The 16,416-nt window shown below is 64.1% G+C and carries 22 protein-coding genes and 1 pseudogene; 15 read left to right on the top strand and 8 right to left on the bottom strand.

Features of this window, described 5'->3' with window-relative positions; all coding sequences use genetic code 11:
• From Q8814_RS10640 to Q8814_RS10630, 3 genes are all read right to left on the bottom strand, one after another.
• On the bottom strand, positions 1-178 hold a 178-nt coding region (locus tag Q8814_RS10640; protein WP_330151982.1), incomplete at its 3' end, for an FAD-dependent monooxygenase.
• Entirely contained in the window at positions 171-1,067 is an 897-nt protein-coding gene (locus tag Q8814_RS10635) for a fumarylacetoacetate hydrolase family protein (protein WP_330151978.1), read from the bottom strand. The genes Q8814_RS10635 and Q8814_RS10640, both read right to left, overlap by 8 nt.
• Positions 1,068-1,121: 54 nt before the next feature.
• Positions 1,122-1,694 carry a VOC family protein gene (locus Q8814_RS10630; protein WP_330151977.1) on the bottom strand — a complete coding sequence of 191 codons (573 nt, stop codon included), beginning with the start codon at positions 1,692-1,694 and terminating at the stop codon, positions 1,122-1,124.
• Positions 1,695-1,925: 231 nt separating this feature from the next.
• Here Q8814_RS10630 and Q8814_RS10625 point away from each other — a divergent pair, with 231 nt between their 5' ends.
• The 6 genes from Q8814_RS10625 (at position 1,926) to Q8814_RS10600 (ending at position 8,158) form a co-directional block, all read left to right on the top strand.
• The gene (locus Q8814_RS10625) at positions 1,926-3,200 is read left to right on the top strand and encodes a PucR family transcriptional regulator (RefSeq protein ID WP_330151976.1); all 1,275 of its coding nucleotides are present in this window, start codon (positions 1,926-1,928) and stop codon (positions 3,198-3,200) included.
• A gap of 239 nt (positions 3,201-3,439) precedes the next feature.
• Positions 3,440-3,892 (top strand): flavin reductase family protein, encoded by a 453-nt coding sequence (locus Q8814_RS10620; RefSeq protein WP_330151975.1) that lies wholly within the window; start codon positions 3,440-3,442, stop codon positions 3,890-3,892.
• 33 nt (positions 3,893-3,925) lie between these two features.
• Positions 3,926-4,561, top strand: coding sequence for a 3,4-dihydroxy-2-butanone-4-phosphate synthase (locus Q8814_RS10615; protein WP_330151974.1), 636 nt, complete (start codon positions 3,926-3,928; stop codon positions 4,559-4,561).
• Between the two features lie 84 nt (positions 4,562-4,645).
• On the top strand, positions 4,646-5,809 hold the full coding sequence (locus tag Q8814_RS10610; protein ID WP_330151973.1) for an acyl-CoA dehydrogenase family protein: 1,164 nt from the start codon (positions 4,646-4,648) through the stop codon (positions 5,807-5,809).
• Between the two features lie 78 nt (positions 5,810-5,887).
• Positions 5,888-6,277: a nuclear transport factor 2 family protein gene (locus tag Q8814_RS10605; protein WP_330151981.1), complete on the top strand. Its 390-nt coding sequence runs from the start codon at positions 5,888-5,890 to the stop codon at positions 6,275-6,277.
• A gap of 150 nt (positions 6,278-6,427) precedes the next feature.
• Entirely contained in the window at positions 6,428-8,158 is a 1,731-nt protein-coding gene (locus tag Q8814_RS10600; RefSeq protein WP_330151972.1) for an FAD-dependent monooxygenase, read from the top strand.
• 117 nt (positions 8,159-8,275) lie between these two features.
• Here Q8814_RS10600 and Q8814_RS10595 read toward each other — a convergent pair whose 3' ends face one another.
• Entirely contained in the window at positions 8,276-8,935 is a 660-nt protein-coding gene (locus Q8814_RS10595) for an excalibur calcium-binding domain-containing protein (RefSeq protein WP_330151971.1), read from the bottom strand.
• 178 nt (positions 8,936-9,113) lie between these two features.
• Between Q8814_RS10595 and Q8814_RS10590 the strand changes: the two genes are divergently transcribed.
• Positions 9,114-9,758: a superoxide dismutase family protein gene (locus Q8814_RS10590; RefSeq protein WP_330151970.1), complete on the top strand. Its 645-nt coding sequence runs from the start codon at positions 9,114-9,116 to the stop codon at positions 9,756-9,758.
• A 22-nt stretch (positions 9,759-9,780) separates the two neighbouring features.
• Here Q8814_RS10590 and Q8814_RS10585 read toward each other — a convergent pair whose 3' ends face one another.
• Entirely contained in the window at positions 9,781-9,999 is a 219-nt protein-coding gene (locus Q8814_RS10585; RefSeq protein ID WP_330151969.1) for a hypothetical protein, read from the bottom strand.
• A gap of 262 nt (positions 10,000-10,261) precedes the next feature.
• On the opposite strand from Q8814_RS10585, the pseudogene Q8814_RS10580 reads away from it, so the two are divergent.
• Positions 10,262-10,385: pseudogene (locus Q8814_RS10580) on the top strand (four-helix bundle copper-binding protein); the annotation flags it as partial.
• Between the two features lie 24 nt (positions 10,386-10,409).
• Here Q8814_RS10580 and Q8814_RS10575 read toward each other — a convergent pair.
• Complete coding sequence (locus Q8814_RS10575; protein WP_330151968.1) at positions 10,410-11,294, bottom strand: potassium channel family protein; 885 nt, start codon at positions 11,292-11,294, stop codon at positions 10,410-10,412.
• 205 nt (positions 11,295-11,499) lie between these two features.
• On the opposite strand from Q8814_RS10575, the gene Q8814_RS10570 reads away from it, so the two are divergent.
• The 5 genes from Q8814_RS10570 (at position 11,500) to Q8814_RS10550 (ending at position 14,370) form a co-directional block, all read left to right on the top strand.
• Positions 11,500-12,102, top strand: coding sequence for a copper chaperone PCu(A)C (locus Q8814_RS10570; protein ID WP_330151967.1), 603 nt, complete (start codon positions 11,500-11,502; stop codon positions 12,100-12,102).
• A gap of 32 nt (positions 12,103-12,134) precedes the next feature.
• On the top strand, positions 12,135-12,365 hold the full coding sequence (locus Q8814_RS10565; RefSeq protein ID WP_330151966.1) for a hypothetical protein: 231 nt from the start codon (positions 12,135-12,137) through the stop codon (positions 12,363-12,365).
• Positions 12,366-12,555: 190 nt separating this feature from the next.
• A complete protein-coding gene (locus tag Q8814_RS10560; RefSeq protein ID WP_330151965.1) occupies positions 12,556-13,059 on the top strand; it encodes a nuclear transport factor 2 family protein in 504 nt (167 codons plus the stop codon).
• Positions 13,060-13,188: 129 nt separating this feature from the next.
• Positions 13,189-13,653, top strand: coding sequence for a hypothetical protein (locus Q8814_RS10555; RefSeq protein ID WP_330151964.1), 465 nt, complete (start codon positions 13,189-13,191; stop codon positions 13,651-13,653).
• Between the two features lie 396 nt (positions 13,654-14,049).
• The gene (locus Q8814_RS10550) at positions 14,050-14,370 is read left to right on the top strand and encodes an ANTAR domain-containing protein (protein ID WP_330151963.1); all 321 of its coding nucleotides are present in this window, start codon (positions 14,050-14,052) and stop codon (positions 14,368-14,370) included.
• A 95-nt stretch (positions 14,371-14,465) separates the two neighbouring features.
• Here the strand turns inward: Q8814_RS10550 and Q8814_RS10545 are convergent, their stop codons facing one another.
• The gene (locus tag Q8814_RS10545) at positions 14,466-14,783 is read right to left on the bottom strand and encodes a zinc-binding dehydrogenase (protein ID WP_330151962.1); all 318 of its coding nucleotides are present in this window, start codon (positions 14,781-14,783) and stop codon (positions 14,466-14,468) included.
• A 158-nt stretch (positions 14,784-14,941) separates the two neighbouring features.
• Between Q8814_RS10545 and Q8814_RS10540 the strand changes: the two genes are divergently transcribed.
• Together Q8814_RS10540 and Q8814_RS10535 are read left to right on the top strand one after the other, a co-directional pair.
• Positions 14,942-15,238, top strand: coding sequence for a Dabb family protein (locus Q8814_RS10540; RefSeq protein ID WP_330151961.1), 297 nt, complete (start codon positions 14,942-14,944; stop codon positions 15,236-15,238).
• The gene (locus Q8814_RS10535) at positions 15,196-15,609 is read left to right on the top strand and encodes an MBL fold metallo-hydrolase (RefSeq protein WP_330151960.1); all 414 of its coding nucleotides are present in this window, start codon (positions 15,196-15,198) and stop codon (positions 15,607-15,609) included. The genes Q8814_RS10540 and Q8814_RS10535 overlap by 43 nt, the downstream gene beginning before the upstream one ends.
• A gap of 75 nt (positions 15,610-15,684) precedes the next feature.
• Here the strand turns inward: Q8814_RS10535 and Q8814_RS10530 are convergent, their stop codons facing one another.
• On the bottom strand, positions 15,685-16,413 hold the full coding sequence (locus Q8814_RS10530) for a DsbA family protein (protein ID WP_330151959.1): 729 nt from the start codon (positions 16,411-16,413) through the stop codon (positions 15,685-15,687).
• Between the last annotated feature and the right edge of the window lie 3 nt (positions 16,414-16,416).

Raw genomic sequence — 16,416 nt, 5'->3', positions numbered from 1 at the left:
ACTGCCGGAGCACCTCCATGGTGCGCTGGTTGCGGTAGTGCGCTTTGGGTAGCGGTGAGGTGTCGGTATGCCGCTCGACGAGATGATGATCGATGCCGTGCTCGGACAGCAGGATCGAGGTGGTCAAACCGCATCCGCCGCCGCCGACGACGAGCACCGGCACACTGATGTCAGACATGAATGCTCCTGAGGTCTTTCGAGATGGTGGTGAGGGGGTGCGGGCGTCCGGTCGCGGTGAAGCGGTGGCGCATCTCTCCGATGCCGTCGGCACGACTGACGAGTTCGTCGTCGACGCCGATGAGCCGTTTCGGTTCGCGGGTGAAGCCGATACCCGCCGGAGTGCCGGTGAAGATCAGATCGCCGGGTCGCAAGGGCAGGATCGACGACAGGTAGGACACCAGGACCGGGATCGGGAAGATCAAGTGCCGGGTCCGGGATTGCTGCATGAGCTCGCCCGACAGCACGGTGCCGACTCCGATGTCGTCACGGTCGTCGAACTCGTCGGGCGTCACGAGCACGGGTCCGATCGGGGTGAAACCGGCGAACGACTTGCCGAGGGAGAATTGTTGCGGCGCCGGCCCGGACAGCTGTAGTTCACGCTCGGACAGGTCCTGTCCGAGCGTCAGGCCCGCGACGTAGTCCCAGCCCTTGTCTGCCGGAACATGGCGGGCTTCCTTGCCGATGACCGCGACAAGCTCGACCTCGAAATCGACCGACCCACCGGGATGCTCGATGGTGTCGTACGGGCCGGTGATCGACGCCGGGAACTTCGTGAACACGAACGGCGCATCCGGCAGTTCGAGACCGGATTCCTCGACATGGTCGGCGTAGTTCACGCCGACGGCAAAGATCTGACCCGGTCGAGGAACCGGAGCCTGTAGCTCGGACTCGACTATCGGCTCGGCGTCGGAGAAATCCACCGTCTTCGCCCACGAGACGAACTCGTCCCACCGCTCGAAGATCTGCTGGGGGTCCGACGAAAAAAGTCCGCCACTGGCGGTGTCTACATCCAGAGCGCGACCGTCAGCGATGAGTGTGAGTCTGCCGGATTGGTTTGCCACGCGCATGAGAACACGAGTCCTTCGGAGTCGATGAGAAAGATTGCAGTAGCGAGGGCCGAATCAGCTGGTCAGAGCCGCCATCGGGTCGGGCAGGTCGGGGCTGGTGCGAAGAGCCCAGGAATGGGTGGTGATGTCCGACGCCGGTGTGCCCATTGCTAGTGCTTCACGCATCAAATCCGGGACGAACGACACTCCGACCGGGTTGTTGCCATATTCCGGGCCGTGCATGTATTCGGTGGCTTCTTCGGGGGTGGCGAAATTGTCGATCTGCAGCTCGACGAAGTTCCCGTCCGGATCCTGGTAGTACAGCGAGGTTGTTACCCCGTGCTGAATCGGTACCCTCGGTTCGATGCCTTTCGCCTTGAGCAGGTCGTAGCGATCGAGCAGGTCTTCGAGAGTGTCGAAGGTGTATGCGGTGTGGTGCATGCCCGCTGCACCGGGATTTCGTGGCTCCAGTTCGACAGGGGCCCCGAGCAGGGCAATCCGGTGGTGCTCGTCGTCGAAGGTGATGAAGCACAGACCGTGTCCCTCGAACACGACATGGGCATCGAGGACGGTGCAATACCAGTCGCGCATCTCGTCGAATCGACTGGTCTGCAGCACAACATGGGCGAACTTGGGCGTGGAGGTCATCGGTGACTCCTTCGAAGCTGAGCGTGTCGTCGGCGAGAGGCCGCAGCGGAATCCAGGTGAAACAAGCGTTTCGGTGTGTGGCCTCTATCACGTAATCTGTCTCACAATTTCATGCGATCTCGTCCTCGGCGGCTACTGGCTGGACCTCGAGAAAATCGCGCGGAGTTGGTCTGGAGCCCAATAGGGTGATGTGCTCACGGTGGCCGGGGGCCGGATCGGAAGGATGACGAAGTGCGGCATTGGACCTATGGACTGTCGGGAAACCGTCCCCCGCAGTCGGAGGCCGAGTGGCTGAGTCCGGATGCCGAACAGGTCAGAGCTGCTCTCGGCGACGGAGCCGTCACCTGGGCGGTCGAAGTCGGTCGAGACATCGCCATGAGGATCAGCGAGAAGATCCCTGCCCTCGCAGATGAGGTGAATGCCATGGTGGCCATACGGCGAGCCACCACCTCCACCGCGTTGCGCGCCCTGATTATGGTGGCGGGTCTGGGTGAGTCCGAAGACTCACTGGTGAGTGCCGAGGTCGACGAGATTGCCCGGGACTTCGCCCGCCGGGGCATGGAGCTCGACGACCTGCTGCGTACCATTCGCGTGGGATACGCGGTCCTGGCTGCGGCTTTTCTCGATGCAGCGACTCTCCTGCTTCCGCCGACGGAGAGCAGTGCCGAACTTCGTCGTATCTCGGTGTTGCTCTTCGAAGTGCACGACGATTTCACGGCTGGGGCGGCCTCTGCCTTCATCGAGGAGCAAAGTGCCTGGGCTGCAGGAGTATCCGCAGCTCGATTCGATCTTGTGAATAAGATCCTCGGCGCCGAGGACATCGATCGTGCCCACGCCGAAGGAGTTCTCGGCTATCCGCTCACGGGTCCCCACGCGGCGCTCGTTGCCTGGAGTGGGCCGCATTCGACACGAGATCTTCGCACCGTCGTCGACGCCGTCATGCGGCAGTGGGGCGCCCCATCGGCCTCACTGGTGCTTCCGGTGGGACTCCAAACGGTGTGGGCGTGGGGGACCGTGGTCCCCGGGAGTTCGCAGAAACGGGACACACTACCGACATTCGACGATGCTTTTGTCGTTGTGGGACAGGTGGGCTCCGGTGTGGAGGGGTTTCGGCGAAGTCACGCCGAAGCCAAGGCGGTCGAACGGCTGATCCGGCTTCGTCCGGGACAGATCCCCTGCACAGTCGCCCACGAACACGTCGCACTCGAAGTGCTGCTCCTGGCGGATCCGGATGCGGCGAGACAGTTCGCTTCGCGTCTTCTGGGCCCATTGGCACAGGATGAACCGCGCATGGAGGATCTTCGCTTGACCCTTCGGCGCTATCTGGACCTGGACCACAGCCTGGCGAAGGTGGCCGCCCTCGAACACATATCGAAGAACACGGTCACCTACCGGGTTCACAAGGCGTTGGACTTGTGCGGTCATGCGGGGGAGACGACCACCGATCTGCGCGCCGCGCTCCGTATCCACGAGTGGCTTCGAGGAGGCCGGCTCGCGTCGAGTTGACCATTCGCCAGACTCCGGAGTGGTCCGGAAACCAAGGTTGCCGAACAACCTTGGGCTGCGCACCAATGCGCACCGCGCAACCCGTGCGGTCTAATTGTGTCCTGGAACACAGCCGGTCACCGCGGTAAGAGCAACAGAAGCGGAGCACGGCATCCCAATCCTCCAGACCCGTGGCATCCCTCGCGGTCGACAGAAGGACGCATCCGTTGGACTCGCTACAGAAAACATTCAAGGACGTGATGGCACACGTAGCCACTCCCGTCTCCGTCGTAACCTCCATCAATGGTGGACTACCCGTCGGCACCACCGTCAGCGCGTTCCTCTCGCTGTCGATGAACCCCCCGATGGTCGTGGTTTCCCTCGATCGAGGATCCGAGACCCTTGAACTCGTCACCGAGTCACGAAAGTTCGGCCTGAACATCTTGTCCAGTGACCAGCACAGCGCCGCAATGAAATTCGCCACCAAAGACGGGGTCGGTAAGTTTCACGGGGTTCGGTGGGAGATCGATCACGACCTTCCCCGGATCATCGGCACAGCCGGATGGGTGGCCTGCACGGTCGACCGGATCCTCGAAGGCGGTGACCACATGATTGTGCTCGGCAACGTCGTTGCCGCCGACCAGCAGCACGGCAGCCCTCTCACGTACCACCGCCGCGCCTTCGGTACGCACTCCGCCCTGGAGACCGTATAACCGCCGGCACCCACCCTCTCGGAGAGGAATGTCATGACCACCTCCGTGGCATATGCCGCCCCCACACGCATGCTGTGGTCTACGGCGGCCGAAGGCATGTGTGCCCTGGCGCGAGGAGAACTGATCATCCTGCGGCACTGTGCTCGGATCGTGCTCGTCGGGTGCGCCGGCACAGTGACCACCGAGCAGATGGCCTTCGTCATTCGACACAGCACGGGATTCGTTCAGGTCGCCCTCCACGAGAGGGACTGCGACCGGCTCGGCCTGCCCGAAGCCACTCCGAGTCTGCGCACACCCTCCGCGCCCGGGTACGGCCAATGTGTCACTGTCGACGCCTCTTCCGGAACCACCACAGGTATCTCGGGTGCTGAGCGGGCGCACACCGCCCGAGTGCTCGGAGACCCACGATCGGGCGTCGACGATTTCGGCAGGCCCGGACACGTGGTGCCGGTGCGCGTAAATCCGGACGTATTACGCGATCGACTTACGGTCGCCGCCAGTGCCCTCGCGCTGACCGATATCGCACTACCGGGATTCTCCGGTGCGGTGTTCGCCGACCTGGAGGGAGTCAGCGATCCGACGAACACAGCCGGTCCCTGCGACGCCGAAGCGCTGGCACGCAGATACGGCCTCACCCTCGTGGCACCCGACGAGCAAACCGAACGCTAAGCGTCGAATTTGTTCGGACTCCTTGCGATCGAGCTGATTTCGCACCGAACGGTTCGACCCCCCACATATCGAAATGAGAAAATCATGGACCTCACTGCCGATCAACTGATGAGTCGCGTCAACGACCTGGTGCCGGTTTTTGCCGAACGTGCACAGAAGACCGAGGAGAACCGGGCACCGCTCGATGAGACGATCACCGACCTGATCGAGTCGGGGATTCTGTCGACGCTGACGCCGAAGGCGTACGGAGGCCTCGAGCTGGGTCTCGACGTCGCGGCCGACATCGTTCGCGCCATCAGCGCAGCGTGCCCGTCGACGGGCTGGGTCACCTCCTTCTACATCGGCGCCGCATGGCGGGTGAACATCTTCACCGAGCAGGCGCAACGAGAGATGTTCGCCGACAAGCCCTACAGTCTCACCGCCGGTACCGCCGTCCCGCTACGCGGCGTGGAAAAGGTTGACGGTGGCTACCGGATCACCGGTCAGACCGCCTGGAACTCCGGCTCTGCACACGCCGAATGGTTCACTTTCGCCGGTCTTTCCATCGAAGACGGTCGCCCCCCGGCGCCCTTGTGGTTCCTTGTGCCTCGCAACGAGGTCAAGATCCACGACACCTGGTACATCTCCGGAATGTCCGGCACGGCCAGCAACGATGTTTCTGTCGAGGACGTGTTCGTCCCCGACTACCGGACCGGTCCGTTCGACCTCGCTCTGGCCGGCGCAGCGCCCGGCATGCTGCTTCACGAGAACCCGATGTACCATCTGCCGTTCCTACCGTTCGCGATGGCAGAGGTGACCCCAGTTGTCGTCGGCGCCATGCGAGGAGCAACGAACGCGTTCATCGACCGCACCCGACAGCGACAAGGAACACTGAGTCAGGAGAAGGCATCCGGTAAGCAGGCTGCGCAGATGCGATTGGGTCGTGCCCTGGCCGCGGCGGACGCGGCTGAAACGCTTCTGCACGCCTTCTTCGAGCGACTCACTGCGGGACGTGCCGAGCAGTCGGATCCGCAAGATCGGGCGGAGATGAAGCTGAAAGCCGCGTTCATGACCGACCTGTGCCGTAATGCTCTCAACGACATGGTGCGCGGAATCGGTGGCGACGGGTTCCGCACCTCCTCACCGATCCAACGCTTCCACCGCGACCTCGGCGTCCTCGCGGTGCACGCCTTCCTCGACATCGACACTGCCTCGGAAACGATCGGTCGCTTCACGCTCGACCTTCCGGTCACCGACCCGCTGCTCTAGAGCACTCGGACGGGCCGATCGGCACGCCTCATCTGTGCACGGAGCGCAGCACACTCAACGCGAACGGAAGTGAACGCCATGACCTTCGATACAACGTCGGAAGATGTCTCCGCACTCGAGATCGCCCGTAGCCTTCTTCATGCTGCGGACACCGACATCATCCGCTTCTTCGGCTTCTTCTCTGCGGACTGTGTCTTTCGCATGGGAAACAACGACCCGGTCGAGGGAAGTGAGGCCATCCAGGAGTGGGTGGCGTCCTACCTGGGATCGGTTGCCGGAATGCATCACGCCATCCTCGAGCAGTGGTGCGACGGGAATGTCATCGCCTTGCACGTGAACGTCACCTACACCATGAACGACGGCACCACGTTTACCCTCCCTGCGGTCACCCGCATCCGTATCGAGAACGAAAAAGTAGCCGAATACTCGATTTTCATGGATCCCAGTCCGGTCCGCGCTACCCGCTGATCACGAGTTCCAGAAGCTACCGGGTTCTACCCGGCAGCAGGCGCATACCTCAGTGATTCCACCCCACTTCCACCCGACCTGCCTGCGGCACCCCCACACAGTCGTACTCCACGACTGTGTCGGTGTCGCGTCTCTTTCGAAGGGAACGCAATGAGCCACCCGACAAGCCGCGATCCGGGACATGACTCGACCAGCCGTCAGTCGTCGCCGACGGACGTCACCGCCACGATCGACGTGTCGTCGCGACGTCCGGTCGTGATCTCCGGTGCCGGACCGGTAGGGATGATTCTCGCTCTCGAACTGAGCATGCACGGGATCCGGAGCACCCTCGTCGAACAAGCTCCGCAGACAACGAGCTTTCCGAAGATGGATCTGACCAACGCGCGGAGCATGGAGCTGCTGGCCCGGCTCGGTCTCGTCGACGAAATTCGTTCTGTCGGTGTCGCATCGGAGCACTCGTACGATGTCGTCTTCTGCACCTCGATGGCGGGACGACAGGTAGGCCGGTGGAAGTACCCCGGCGTAGATGAGATGTCCGAGCGGATCGCATCCAAGAACGACGGCACTACCCCTGCCCATGCGTGGCAGCGGGTGACCCAGATCGAGGTCGAGAAGCTGCTCATGCGCCGCTGTCTCGCAGACGAGAACATCGAAATTCTCCGCCCGTGGCGTGTCACCGCCGTCACCCAGGACGACGACGGTGCCCGGGTGGAGATCACCTCCCCGGTGGACGGCACCGTCCACACGCTCGAAGCGGACTATGTTGTCGGATGTGATGGCGCGGGATCGGTCGTGCGTCGCGCCATGGAACTGACCATGGAAGGACAGCGGGGCGTCATCACCTTCTGCCAGGTGCATTTCAAGTCCCGCGACCTCGAAACCCTGCACGTACACGGTCAGTTCTGGCACACCTTCTTCGTTGGAGGTGGGGTCGGGGCGATCATTGCCCAGGACGAGCGCGATACATGGACGTTGCAGACCAGCGCCATCACCGATGGTGTGCGTACCGAAGATATCGACAAGCAGGAACTGCTGGATGCTGTGTGCGGCCGGCATCTGGAGGTCGACGAAGTTCTGCAGAGCAGTGTGTGGCACGCGAACGTACTCGTCGCAGACCGCTACCGCCTCCAGCGGCTGTTCGTGGCGGGCGATGCCGCCCACGAAGTCATCCCCACCGGCGGATACGGCCTGAACACAGGCATCGCCGACGCAGTCAATCTCGGATGGAAGCTCGCCGCGGTCATCCGAGGATTCGGCGGCAACGACCTTCTCGACAGCTACGAAATCGAGCGTCGACCGGTCGCGATCATGGCACGGGACTGGTCTTTCCGTCATCTCGGCGTCCACGTCAAGGCCCAGGAGCTCATCGATCACACACTTATCGAATCCGACACTGCCGAGGCAGAAGAGCACCGGCGGGCGCTTGCGGAGTATTTTGCGTCGAACACCGGGGAGCACGAGAGCTTCGGCGTGGAAATGGGATATTTGTACGCCTCTCCGGTCATCGTCTCGGACGGCAGTCCTGTGCCCGAGAATGACGGTGCGACCTACGTTCCCACCACACTGCCCGGCGCACGCGCACCACACGTCCGGCTGCCGGATGGGCAATCCATGCTCGACGCCTACCGCGACACCTTCACCATCGTCAGCTTCATCGGTGAAGAGGCCACCACCGGTCTCGTCGACGCTGCACGCGCGGCGAACCTGCCTGTTCGAGTTCTCGCGGTCGCCGACGCGACAGCGCGCACGGTCTACGAGACCGATCTCGTACTTGTGCGACCCGACGGCCACGTGGCATGGCGAGGGAACGCTCTTCCTGTGGATCCGTCCGGATTGGTGAGCATAGTGGCCGGCAGAACCACTGCCGTTGCGGCTCACTGACCCAGGATCCGGGATCGCGCATGTATCTCGAGCGAGCCCGCGCGGGCGGACAGGTCTCCGTTTCCGTCACGCGCGGGACACTCCCGCTGGAGGGATGAGGGTCTCGGTTGTGCAGGGCTATTCGCAGCCGACGCCGTCGCCGTCGCGGTCGAGGTGGGTTCCGTATCCCGGTTCGCCGACATAAACCGGTGCGGCCCCGGCAGCCCGGGCCGCAGAACAGTTCTTGTACGGCACACCCGACGGGACGTCCGCTACCACCGGCGGTGGTGTGTAGATCGGTGCCGGGGGAGGTGTGTAGACGGGCTCGGGCGGCGGCGTGTACGCAGGAGCGGGCCGGGTGGTGGTGGGCGGCGGCGTGTATACCGGGGCGGGTGGCGGCGTGTAGCGCGTCGTCGACGTCGTGGTCTGCGGAACCAGTGGGACGACGGGCACGATCGTCGTGGTGGTTGTGACAGGGGCGGGCCTCGTCGTGGTGGGCACAGTCGTGGTGGGCCTCGTCGTGGTGGGCACTGCCGTGGTGGTGCGCGGTGCTTCGACGGTGGTCGTCGCAACAACCGGAACTGTTGTCGCCTCGGGTGTTTCCCCGCCGAATGCAGCGATGCCGAAGACTCCGGTGGCTGCAACGGCTGCGATCCACGGCCACTTACGCCGCTTCTTCGCCCCAGGAGTACCGGAGCCGACCGGCCTGGTCTGGTCGGTCCACTGTTTACCGTCCCAGAAGCGTTCGATGCTCGAGTCGAAGTAGGGATCTGGATGCCAACCCGCGGGAGGATTCACGACTGTTCCGATCTGAGGCGATAGTTGGCCGGACTGTCGCGGGAGGTAAATCGTTCGTTACCGAAAATGACCATTTCGGGCAATGTAGGTACTTTCGTCCCGAGTCGGTCGAAAATGAGACTGCCGACCTCCGGACGAGGTGGAGTTCAGGGCGGTGCGGGGCGGGTATGCCTCATTCATGAACCCACGACACACCACCTTGCTCGCGGGGGCGTCTGTGGCTGCTCTCGTCATCGCCGGATGCGGCAGCGACGAGCCGACGGACGAGGTCACCGTCGAAGCGCCACTCCCCACCACTTCCGAAACCACGACCACCGCAGTCCCGCCGCCCCCGGGTCTGACGGGGGCGTTCCGGGTGCCCGGCGAACCCGGTGCCGACGAGGACGCGTTCACGTACGACGAGACGGCGGTTCCTGTGGGGTCGGTCGTGACCGTCGAATCCGAGGAGAGCGACGGCCGCACCACTGTCACGCTCACCGCGACGGGTCTGGCACCGAGTCGCGACTTCGGCGTGCACGTGCACACGCAACCGTGCGGACGCGAAACGTCGGATGCGGGACCGCACTATCAGAACGACGTCGATCCGGCCGCCACCCCGGAATCGCCGTCGACGGACCCCGCCTACGCGAACCCGCAGAACGAGGTCTGGCTCGACATCACCACCGACGAGGCCGGCAACGCCCAGGCATCGTCGACCGTCGAGTGGGAGTTCCGCGACGACGAGGCGAATTCCGTGGTGCTCCACGCGCAGCGCACCATGACCGCGCCCGGAGAAGCCGGCATGGCCGGTGACCGACTGGCGTGCATCGACGAGGACTTCTGACGGCAACCGGAGAGGCCCTCACCTACGAGTCGGGCTGGGGATATTCGCAGTCGACGGTCGGGTTCACACCCAGGTAGTTCAACGGTCCGGCCACAATGGTGAGGGCGATGGTGCCCACACTGGCGCAGTTGGTCGAGGCGTCACTGTAGTACCCGCGTTGCCCGGCCGCGATCGCACCGATGATCAGCCAGCTCAGCACCAGCACAGTGAGAAGGCTGGAAAGTCGGCTTCGGGTTCGCATCGTATTCTCCTGTCTGCCAGGGACGAGTGCGCGGATCGTCGAAGGTGATCTGCGATCTACGTTAATGACCTGTAGTGCGGCGACCAAGGACGAGCGCCCTCGGCCGGTACATGGTTACGCGATTGCAATGCCCCGGTTCATCGTCGGTCAAACGTGGCCGTTTCGTCTTTGCCCGGACGATACGGAGCGCGGCGTTATCCCGACGATTGTTCGGGTACGCGACAAGTGCCGGGCGGTTCGGTGGAGCCTCGTTTGCTCTGACTGCAAGGCATGTGGCGACGATTGTGCCGAGCACAGTTCCATGCACGAACACTGCAGGATCTGCCGCCGACGCATGCCGACGCTGCGAGCAGGCATGCCGGGATCTGCTCACTTCTCTCGGGTAGTTCTGCGGCATTCGACCTGCCGGATCACCGGCCCGAGGGCCGGTGCCGGTGGTCGGCGGCGAACGCGGCGCAGATCTGGGCGGGTGAACCGCCGGTGCGTAGGTACTGATCATCGAGATGCCCGGTCAGCGAACGTAATTGCTCGTCGAGCCGGACGGCGGCGCGCCGCACTTCCATTGCCGACGATCGTTGCCCTGCCTTCGCCAGCTCCGGCACATACGCGAGCGTCGCGGCCAACGACCGGTCGGCTTCGGTCTCCCTGAAGAAGTACGTTTCGCGGTACTGCATGAGATCCAGTTCGACCGTTGTCAGTGCGTCGGTGACGCCGTCGAGAAGTGCGCACGCAACACTCGTATCGCCGGCGGCCGCGACTTCGGCCGAATCTGTCGAATCCAGCAGGCTCACGCTACGAGCAGCGGCCCGTCGGCGAAGCAACGCAGGGTAGATCTGCAGCACCCAGGAGATCGCCGCGGTGAACAACACGAACCCGATCAGCGCCTGTAGGGGCACCAGCAGCCGCAAGGCGGGATAGACGGGGGTGATGTCTCCGTAACCGAGGGTTGCGACGGTCACCAGCGACAGATACAGAGCCTCAACAGGATCCGACGATTCCTGCGGCTGCAGCGAGGGCGCGAAAGAGAAGCCGGCCGGCATATGCGGCAGATAGATCAACGCCCACCCCACGACAATCATCGTCGCCCACAGCGCCACCGTCGCCACCATGCCCATCGGTCCGGCCGATCCGAGAGCGCGTCCGCGGCGGCGGACGCGCCCGGCGACACGCCAGATCATGCCGAAGACCCACCGGCACACGGTGCCCAGGCCGCGGGGGTGCCACAGTGTCGCGAAGATATCGCGCAGCGCCACGGCCACGAGCATCACGCCGAGAACGGTATATACCCACGTCATGCCCACCGCTCCTGTCGGAAGACGCCGGGGCCGGCCACGATCCGTACGCCGAAGATTCGCGGTACCCAACAAAACCCCATGCTTCGGCGCATACCCGCACTCTGCGTCGTCAATCGTTGCCCTCTCGAGACAGGCACCGACGAGTGCGGGGCATCCGTACGGGTACGCACATCGAACGGGACACCTCGACGAAAGGAGCAATACCGTGTATTCCGTCCACCGGTCCCGCATGCCTCGATATCGCCGCGTCCGCTTCCTCATCGCTCTGGTAGCCGTGGCAGGGTTGACCGTGGCGTGCGGCGCCGGACAGATATCCCAGACCAGCACTCAGACAGCGGCGATCAACGGTACCAACGCCCAACTCGGCGACCTCGACCTGCGCAATGTCTACTTCCACGCCGAGCCGAGCGATTCGGGCGACGCTCGTTACGGGCAGGTCGAAGTCGCATTCACCGTGATCAACAATTCCGGCACCACCGACCGGCTCGTGTCCGTCGAGTCGAAGGCAGCGACCTCACTGCGTCTCGAGGGACCCGAGCAGGCACGTGAGATCCGTCCCGGGACCGCGCTGTCCGCCGGGCAACCCGTCGAGCAACTCGATAACCCCAGCGCGCCGGATCAGCCGGTGACCGTGCGCGGGGAATTTCCCGACGACGTGATCCGCCCCGGCCTGACCTATCCGGTCACCTTCACTTTCGAACGGGCCGGAAGCGTCACGCTGCAGGTGCCGTTCGATGCCTGGACTCCGGGCGAGCCTCTCCCCACCGAGCGACCGTTGCCGCCGTTACCGGCCGACAGCGCCGAGTGAGGCGGCGGGAGCTTCGCGCTTGCCGCGCCGTAATGTTGGCCACGCTGGCCGTCGAATGGCTGAAACTGCTTCGGGCACGGTCGGTGTGGGTCGTCACCGTGTTCCTCACGGCGGGCGTCGTCGCCATCGCACTGCTCACTCTGCAATCCGTCGGCGGTGCGAATCCGGCGATCGCGGGGAAAGCGGAGGCCATGGTCGGTGACGGCGGCCGGCCAGGATTGTTCGCCGCCGCCGACACGGTCATCTCAGAGTTGGCGCGATGAACGGGTCTTTACCCACGTTGCTACAGGCGCAAAGATCGATTCGGGGCGCGGACTCGTCGGCGGTGCCCGACCGGGGCGTAAAACCTTCCGGTCAACGGGACGGCGGATGCGGTCCGGTCGGGTGGATCGGTAGGAAAGACCGGGACGGCGCCCGGCTGTCGCGATGTGCCCGCCCTTCGGAAGGATCGACATGACCGACACCGCAGACCAGGTCGCTGCACTCCTCGAGCGCGTGCAGATCCTCGAGGACAAGGCAGCCATCCAGGAGGTGCTCACGGCCTACGGGCCCGCCGTCGACTCCGGCGACGCCGAGACCGTGGAAACGCTGTGGGCCGAAGACGCGGTCTACGACACCGACATCCGGGTCATGGAGGGCCGGGACGCGATCGTCGAGATGGTGCGTACCCGTCCTCACCAGGATTACATCAACGAGGGTTGTGGTCACCTGCTCGATCCGGTCAACATCCGGCTCGACGGCGACACCGCGGTCGTGACGTGTCACTCGCTGCTGCTGCGGCGCAATCTCGATGCCGATTCGTTCCGTGTGTGGCGGGTCAGCGCGAATCGATTCGACCTCGCGCGGATCGAGGGGAGTTGGAAGATCAAGCGCCGCACCGCCCGGGTGCTCGACGGCACCGCCGCGGGCCACGACCTGTTCGCCCGCGCCTCGCGCTCACCGGCCACGACTTTGTAGCCCTCAGTGAACACAGCTTGAACTCGAAGTGAAAGCTCCAATCCCGGAAGAGGTTCTCGTTGGGACGGTAAGAATGTTGCTACCGTCGGAGGTGTCCGTGAATACACGCGACTCCATCGGAGAAGACACATGATGTCCCTTACGACACACAAGAATCCGAAGAACTCCGACCCTTCCGCTGCGACACGGGAGACAGTCACGACCCCGCCCGGGAGCAATCCGTCCCGGGATACCGACGATGCAAGCGAGCTTGCGAGCACCGCCGACGCTGCGAGCGAGGCCACCGAGATCGGCGCCGCGGTCGCACTGGGGGGCATCGAACCCGACGCTCCCACCGGTCCGGCCGGGACGCTCGAGGGCGCCACCGGGCAGATCCGCTCTGCCAACGAGAATCTTCTCGCGACCGTCAAGCTGACCGGAAACCTCGCGATCGACACCTACGAAAACGCCCTGTGCGCCTTCCTCACCCTGGAGGAGCAGATCGGCGCACTGAGCGGACCCGGTTTGATCGGCGAGCTGACTCGGGCGCACGTCTCCATGGTTGCCTCGGTCAGCAGGCCTATGTTCTCCACGGCCCGCGAAGTCTTGAGGTAAACCCGGCCTTCGTAAATCGACACGCGTATGGGATGGGCGGACGGTCATCGTGCCCATCCCATACCGCTGCACGAATCCACACGGTCGTTCGATGTGTCCGTTGCGCCGCGTTCCGGTCGGATTGTCCGGTACGTGATATGCCCGCCGTTGCTCACCTCCTCGCCGAGCGCGGTTTACCGAGAGTTCTCACGGGTGCCTCACCGTGGCGTGCGTGGTGTACGTGTTGCCGGCGCGAGTAGGGGTCGTCGAGATCATCGATCGAGCCGTGCAGGTGACAGGCGCGGTCCGATCCGATACAACTACAAGGGTCGCAAAAGTGACCTGCTTCACAAGCCGTGCCGATTCGAGGTGTACCCCGCTTCCGATCGACACGGCACACACCGCAAGGGGCTCTACATGGCAGCAGCGGAACATCGCACCGACTCGTCTCTCCTCGAATCGACGACTCCGTCCTCGACGACTCGGCGCGTATTCGACAAGCGGGAGCTGCTCGCTACCGCGAAAGCAATCGTGATCGAAATGCGGAAGTGCACCGAGGCGCAGGCCTTCGACGAACTGCTCGACGTGGCCCAGCGAAACCACGTCACCATCCTCGGCGTCGCACGAGATCTCATCGACCTCGCCGCCGGGACGCCACTCGGTCATCCCCGCCGGCGCTACGTGGGACTCGACCACTGGGAGGAGCTGCTGAGCCGGCGCCTCCCGCGTTCAGCGTGAGCGGCGAGCATCCGATCGGCAATTTGCCCGTCCCGGCGATGAAAAGGCCTTGCCGCAGCTCGACGGACGATTCATAGGCTCGACGAGCTCCGGCCTCAGGTGATGGACAGGACGAGTTTGCCGAAGTGGGCCCGGCCTTCGATGCGTTCGTGCGCGGCGCGGACATCGGTCAACGGGCGCACCGAGTCGATCACGGGGTGGAGGCGGTGTGTCTCGAACAGCGAAAGCATCCGGCCGAACTCGTCTGCCGTGCCGAGGGTCGATCCGAGGATGGTGTGCTGGCCGAAGTAGAGGGAGGGAATGTCGATGTTCCCGACGGTGCCTGCGGTGGCCCCGAGTCCGCGGACCCGCTCGATCTTGTCTGCACTCGAGGAGGTGACCAGCACGGTGGCGCCGAGGGTGGAGGCAATCATGATCGAGAAGGTGGACACTCCGCTGCCGGCGCTCACCGAAGAACGGGTTCGCGCCGCAACCGGCGCGCCACTGCATCATCCCGAACCTCGACCCGTCTGAACTCACGACATTTTCCATTGCACCGAGTCCTTCACTTTCCGAGAAGGAGCACACCGCTGTGTCCATCGCCCACGTGGTGACATTCACCTTCACCCCGACCACCTCCTCCGAGACGATCGCCGCGCTGTCCCGCGCCCTCGATACCGTCTCCGACTTCTGCACGGGCATCGAGTCCTATCGGCACGGTCCTGACCTGCACCTGCGTCCGGGGACGGCCGACTATGCCGTGACCGCTGTCTTCCGTGACCAGCAAGCTCTCACCGATTACCTGAACGATCGGCATCACCAGCGCGTCAACACCGAGTTCGCGGCTTGCGTCGCTGCCAAGTCGTCGGTGCAATTCCCGGTGTCCTGACCGGATCGAGTCACACCGCAGACGGGTCGATAGTCTTCTCGGGAGACACCGGCATCTGCGACAACATCGTCCGTCTCGCGCAAGGCGCCGATTACCTCGTTCACGAAGTCATCAACCTGGATCGGGTCGCCTCGACCGACGCGCCCGACGGGATGATCGAACACCTGCGGGCCTCCCACGCCGACATCGATGCCATCGGCGCGTTGGCCGAACGTGCCGGCGTGAACACACTGGTGCTCAATCACCTCGTTCCCGGTGATCCCTCCCTGACCAGTAACGAAGAATGGAAACGCCGAGCGCAGCAAGGGTTTTCCGGAGAGGTTATCGTCGGCGACGACCTGGCGGTTTTCGGCTTCTCGTCCGATCGATAAGTCCTGGGGCGTCGGCGAGGACATCCGGCTCGACCGGCAGTGCTTCGGCGCGGCGGGCGTTGCCCTGGACGCTGCCTACCTCTTGGTTCGGCGACTGCCGCCGTGCCAGTCCTGCTCCACTCCGACCTCGTCGGGCGCGACACCGAGTCCCGGCAACTGCGGCAGTTCGCGCAGGCTGCGTTTGAGTTCGGCGAACCCCGGGAAGCCCGCCAACCCGATGACGTGATCCCACAGGCGGGCCGCGTCCGCTTCGCCGGGTAACCGGCTGATCACCGGGCCGAAGAACGCCACCCCGCTCGGCGGTTGGAAGTGGATGATCGGCGTTCCTACATCCTTACCGGTCAGGCCCAGCGCCTCGTCGGTTTCCGTCTGGATGAGCGCGTCCAGCGACGTGTCGTCCAATGCATCCGCCAGGGCTGTCGGTAGACCCGCCTGCGTGAGGGCGGGCTCGACGAATGCCCGCGTCCCGCGTCGTTCCGGGTCAGGGGTGTCACCGGCGACGACGGGGGTTTCGAAGATCTTGTTGCCGAGCGCCTCGTACAGCGGACCCACCGCCTCACGTCCGTGCCCGGCTCGCACTCGCGCCGCAACCCGGAGCAGCCGCAATCCGCTCGTGTGGCCCGCTTCGTAGTCGGGCGGGAAGTGAGCGGCGTAGTCGATGTGAGCATTGATCAGGCGCAGCGAGATAAAACGCCAATCGACGCGGTAGTCGCGTTGCGCCATCACCAGGCGCACCCATTTGCTCGTCATCCAGGCGAATGGGCACACCGGGTCGAAATATAAGTGGATATCCGCATCGGCCATATT

Source organism: Rhodococcus chondri (assembly GCF_036327435.1).
Taxonomy (GTDB): domain Bacteria; phylum Actinomycetota; class Actinomycetes; order Mycobacteriales; family Mycobacteriaceae; genus Rhodococcus; species Rhodococcus chondri.
The sequence above is the reverse complement of the archived record's forward strand: the minus strand, read 5'-3'. Positions and strand labels throughout refer to the sequence as shown.

Excerpts from the sequence above, each read along its gene's own strand:
- Q8814_RS10635 (WP_330151978.1), bottom strand. The coding sequence starts at position 1,067 with ATGCGCGTGGCAAACCAATCCGGCAGACTCACACTCATCGCTGACGGT.
- Q8814_RS10630 (WP_330151977.1), bottom strand. The coding sequence starts at position 1,694 with ATGACCTCCACGCCCAAGTTCGCCCATGTTGTGCTGCAGACCAGTCGA.
- Q8814_RS10620 (WP_330151975.1), top strand. The coding sequence starts at position 3,440 with ATGGCACACGTAGCCACTCCCGTCTCCGTCGTAACCTCCATCAATGGT.
- Q8814_RS10615 (WP_330151974.1), top strand. The coding sequence starts at position 3,926 with ATGACCACCTCCGTGGCATATGCCGCCCCCACACGCATGCTGTGGTCT.
- Q8814_RS10610 (WP_330151973.1), top strand. The coding sequence starts at position 4,646 with ATGGACCTCACTGCCGATCAACTGATGAGTCGCGTCAACGACCTGGTG.
- Q8814_RS10605 (WP_330151981.1), top strand. The coding sequence starts at position 5,888 with ATGACCTTCGATACAACGTCGGAAGATGTCTCCGCACTCGAGATCGCC.
- Q8814_RS10600 (WP_330151972.1), top strand. The coding sequence starts at position 6,428 with ATGAGCCACCCGACAAGCCGCGATCCGGGACATGACTCGACCAGCCGT.
- Q8814_RS10590 (WP_330151970.1), top strand. The coding sequence starts at position 9,114 with ATGAACCCACGACACACCACCTTGCTCGCGGGGGCGTCTGTGGCTGCT.
- Q8814_RS10585 (WP_330151969.1), bottom strand. The coding sequence starts at position 9,999 with ATGCGAACCCGAAGCCGACTTTCCAGCCTTCTCACTGTGCTGGTGCTG.
- Q8814_RS10575 (WP_330151968.1), bottom strand. The coding sequence starts at position 11,294 with ATGACGTGGGTATATACCGTTCTCGGCGTGATGCTCGTGGCCGTGGCG.
- Q8814_RS10565 (WP_330151966.1), top strand. The coding sequence starts at position 12,135 with ATGTTGGCCACGCTGGCCGTCGAATGGCTGAAACTGCTTCGGGCACGG.
- Q8814_RS10560 (WP_330151965.1), top strand. The coding sequence starts at position 12,556 with ATGACCGACACCGCAGACCAGGTCGCTGCACTCCTCGAGCGCGTGCAG.
- Q8814_RS10555 (WP_330151964.1), top strand. The coding sequence starts at position 13,189 with ATGATGTCCCTTACGACACACAAGAATCCGAAGAACTCCGACCCTTCC.
- Q8814_RS10550 (WP_330151963.1), top strand. The coding sequence starts at position 14,050 with ATGGCAGCAGCGGAACATCGCACCGACTCGTCTCTCCTCGAATCGACG.
- Q8814_RS10545 (WP_330151962.1), bottom strand. The coding sequence starts at position 14,783 with ATGATTGCCTCCACCCTCGGCGCCACCGTGCTGGTCACCTCCTCGAGT.
- Q8814_RS10530 (WP_330151959.1), bottom strand. The coding sequence starts at position 16,413 with ATGGCCGATGCGGATATCCACTTATATTTCGACCCGGTGTGCCCATTC.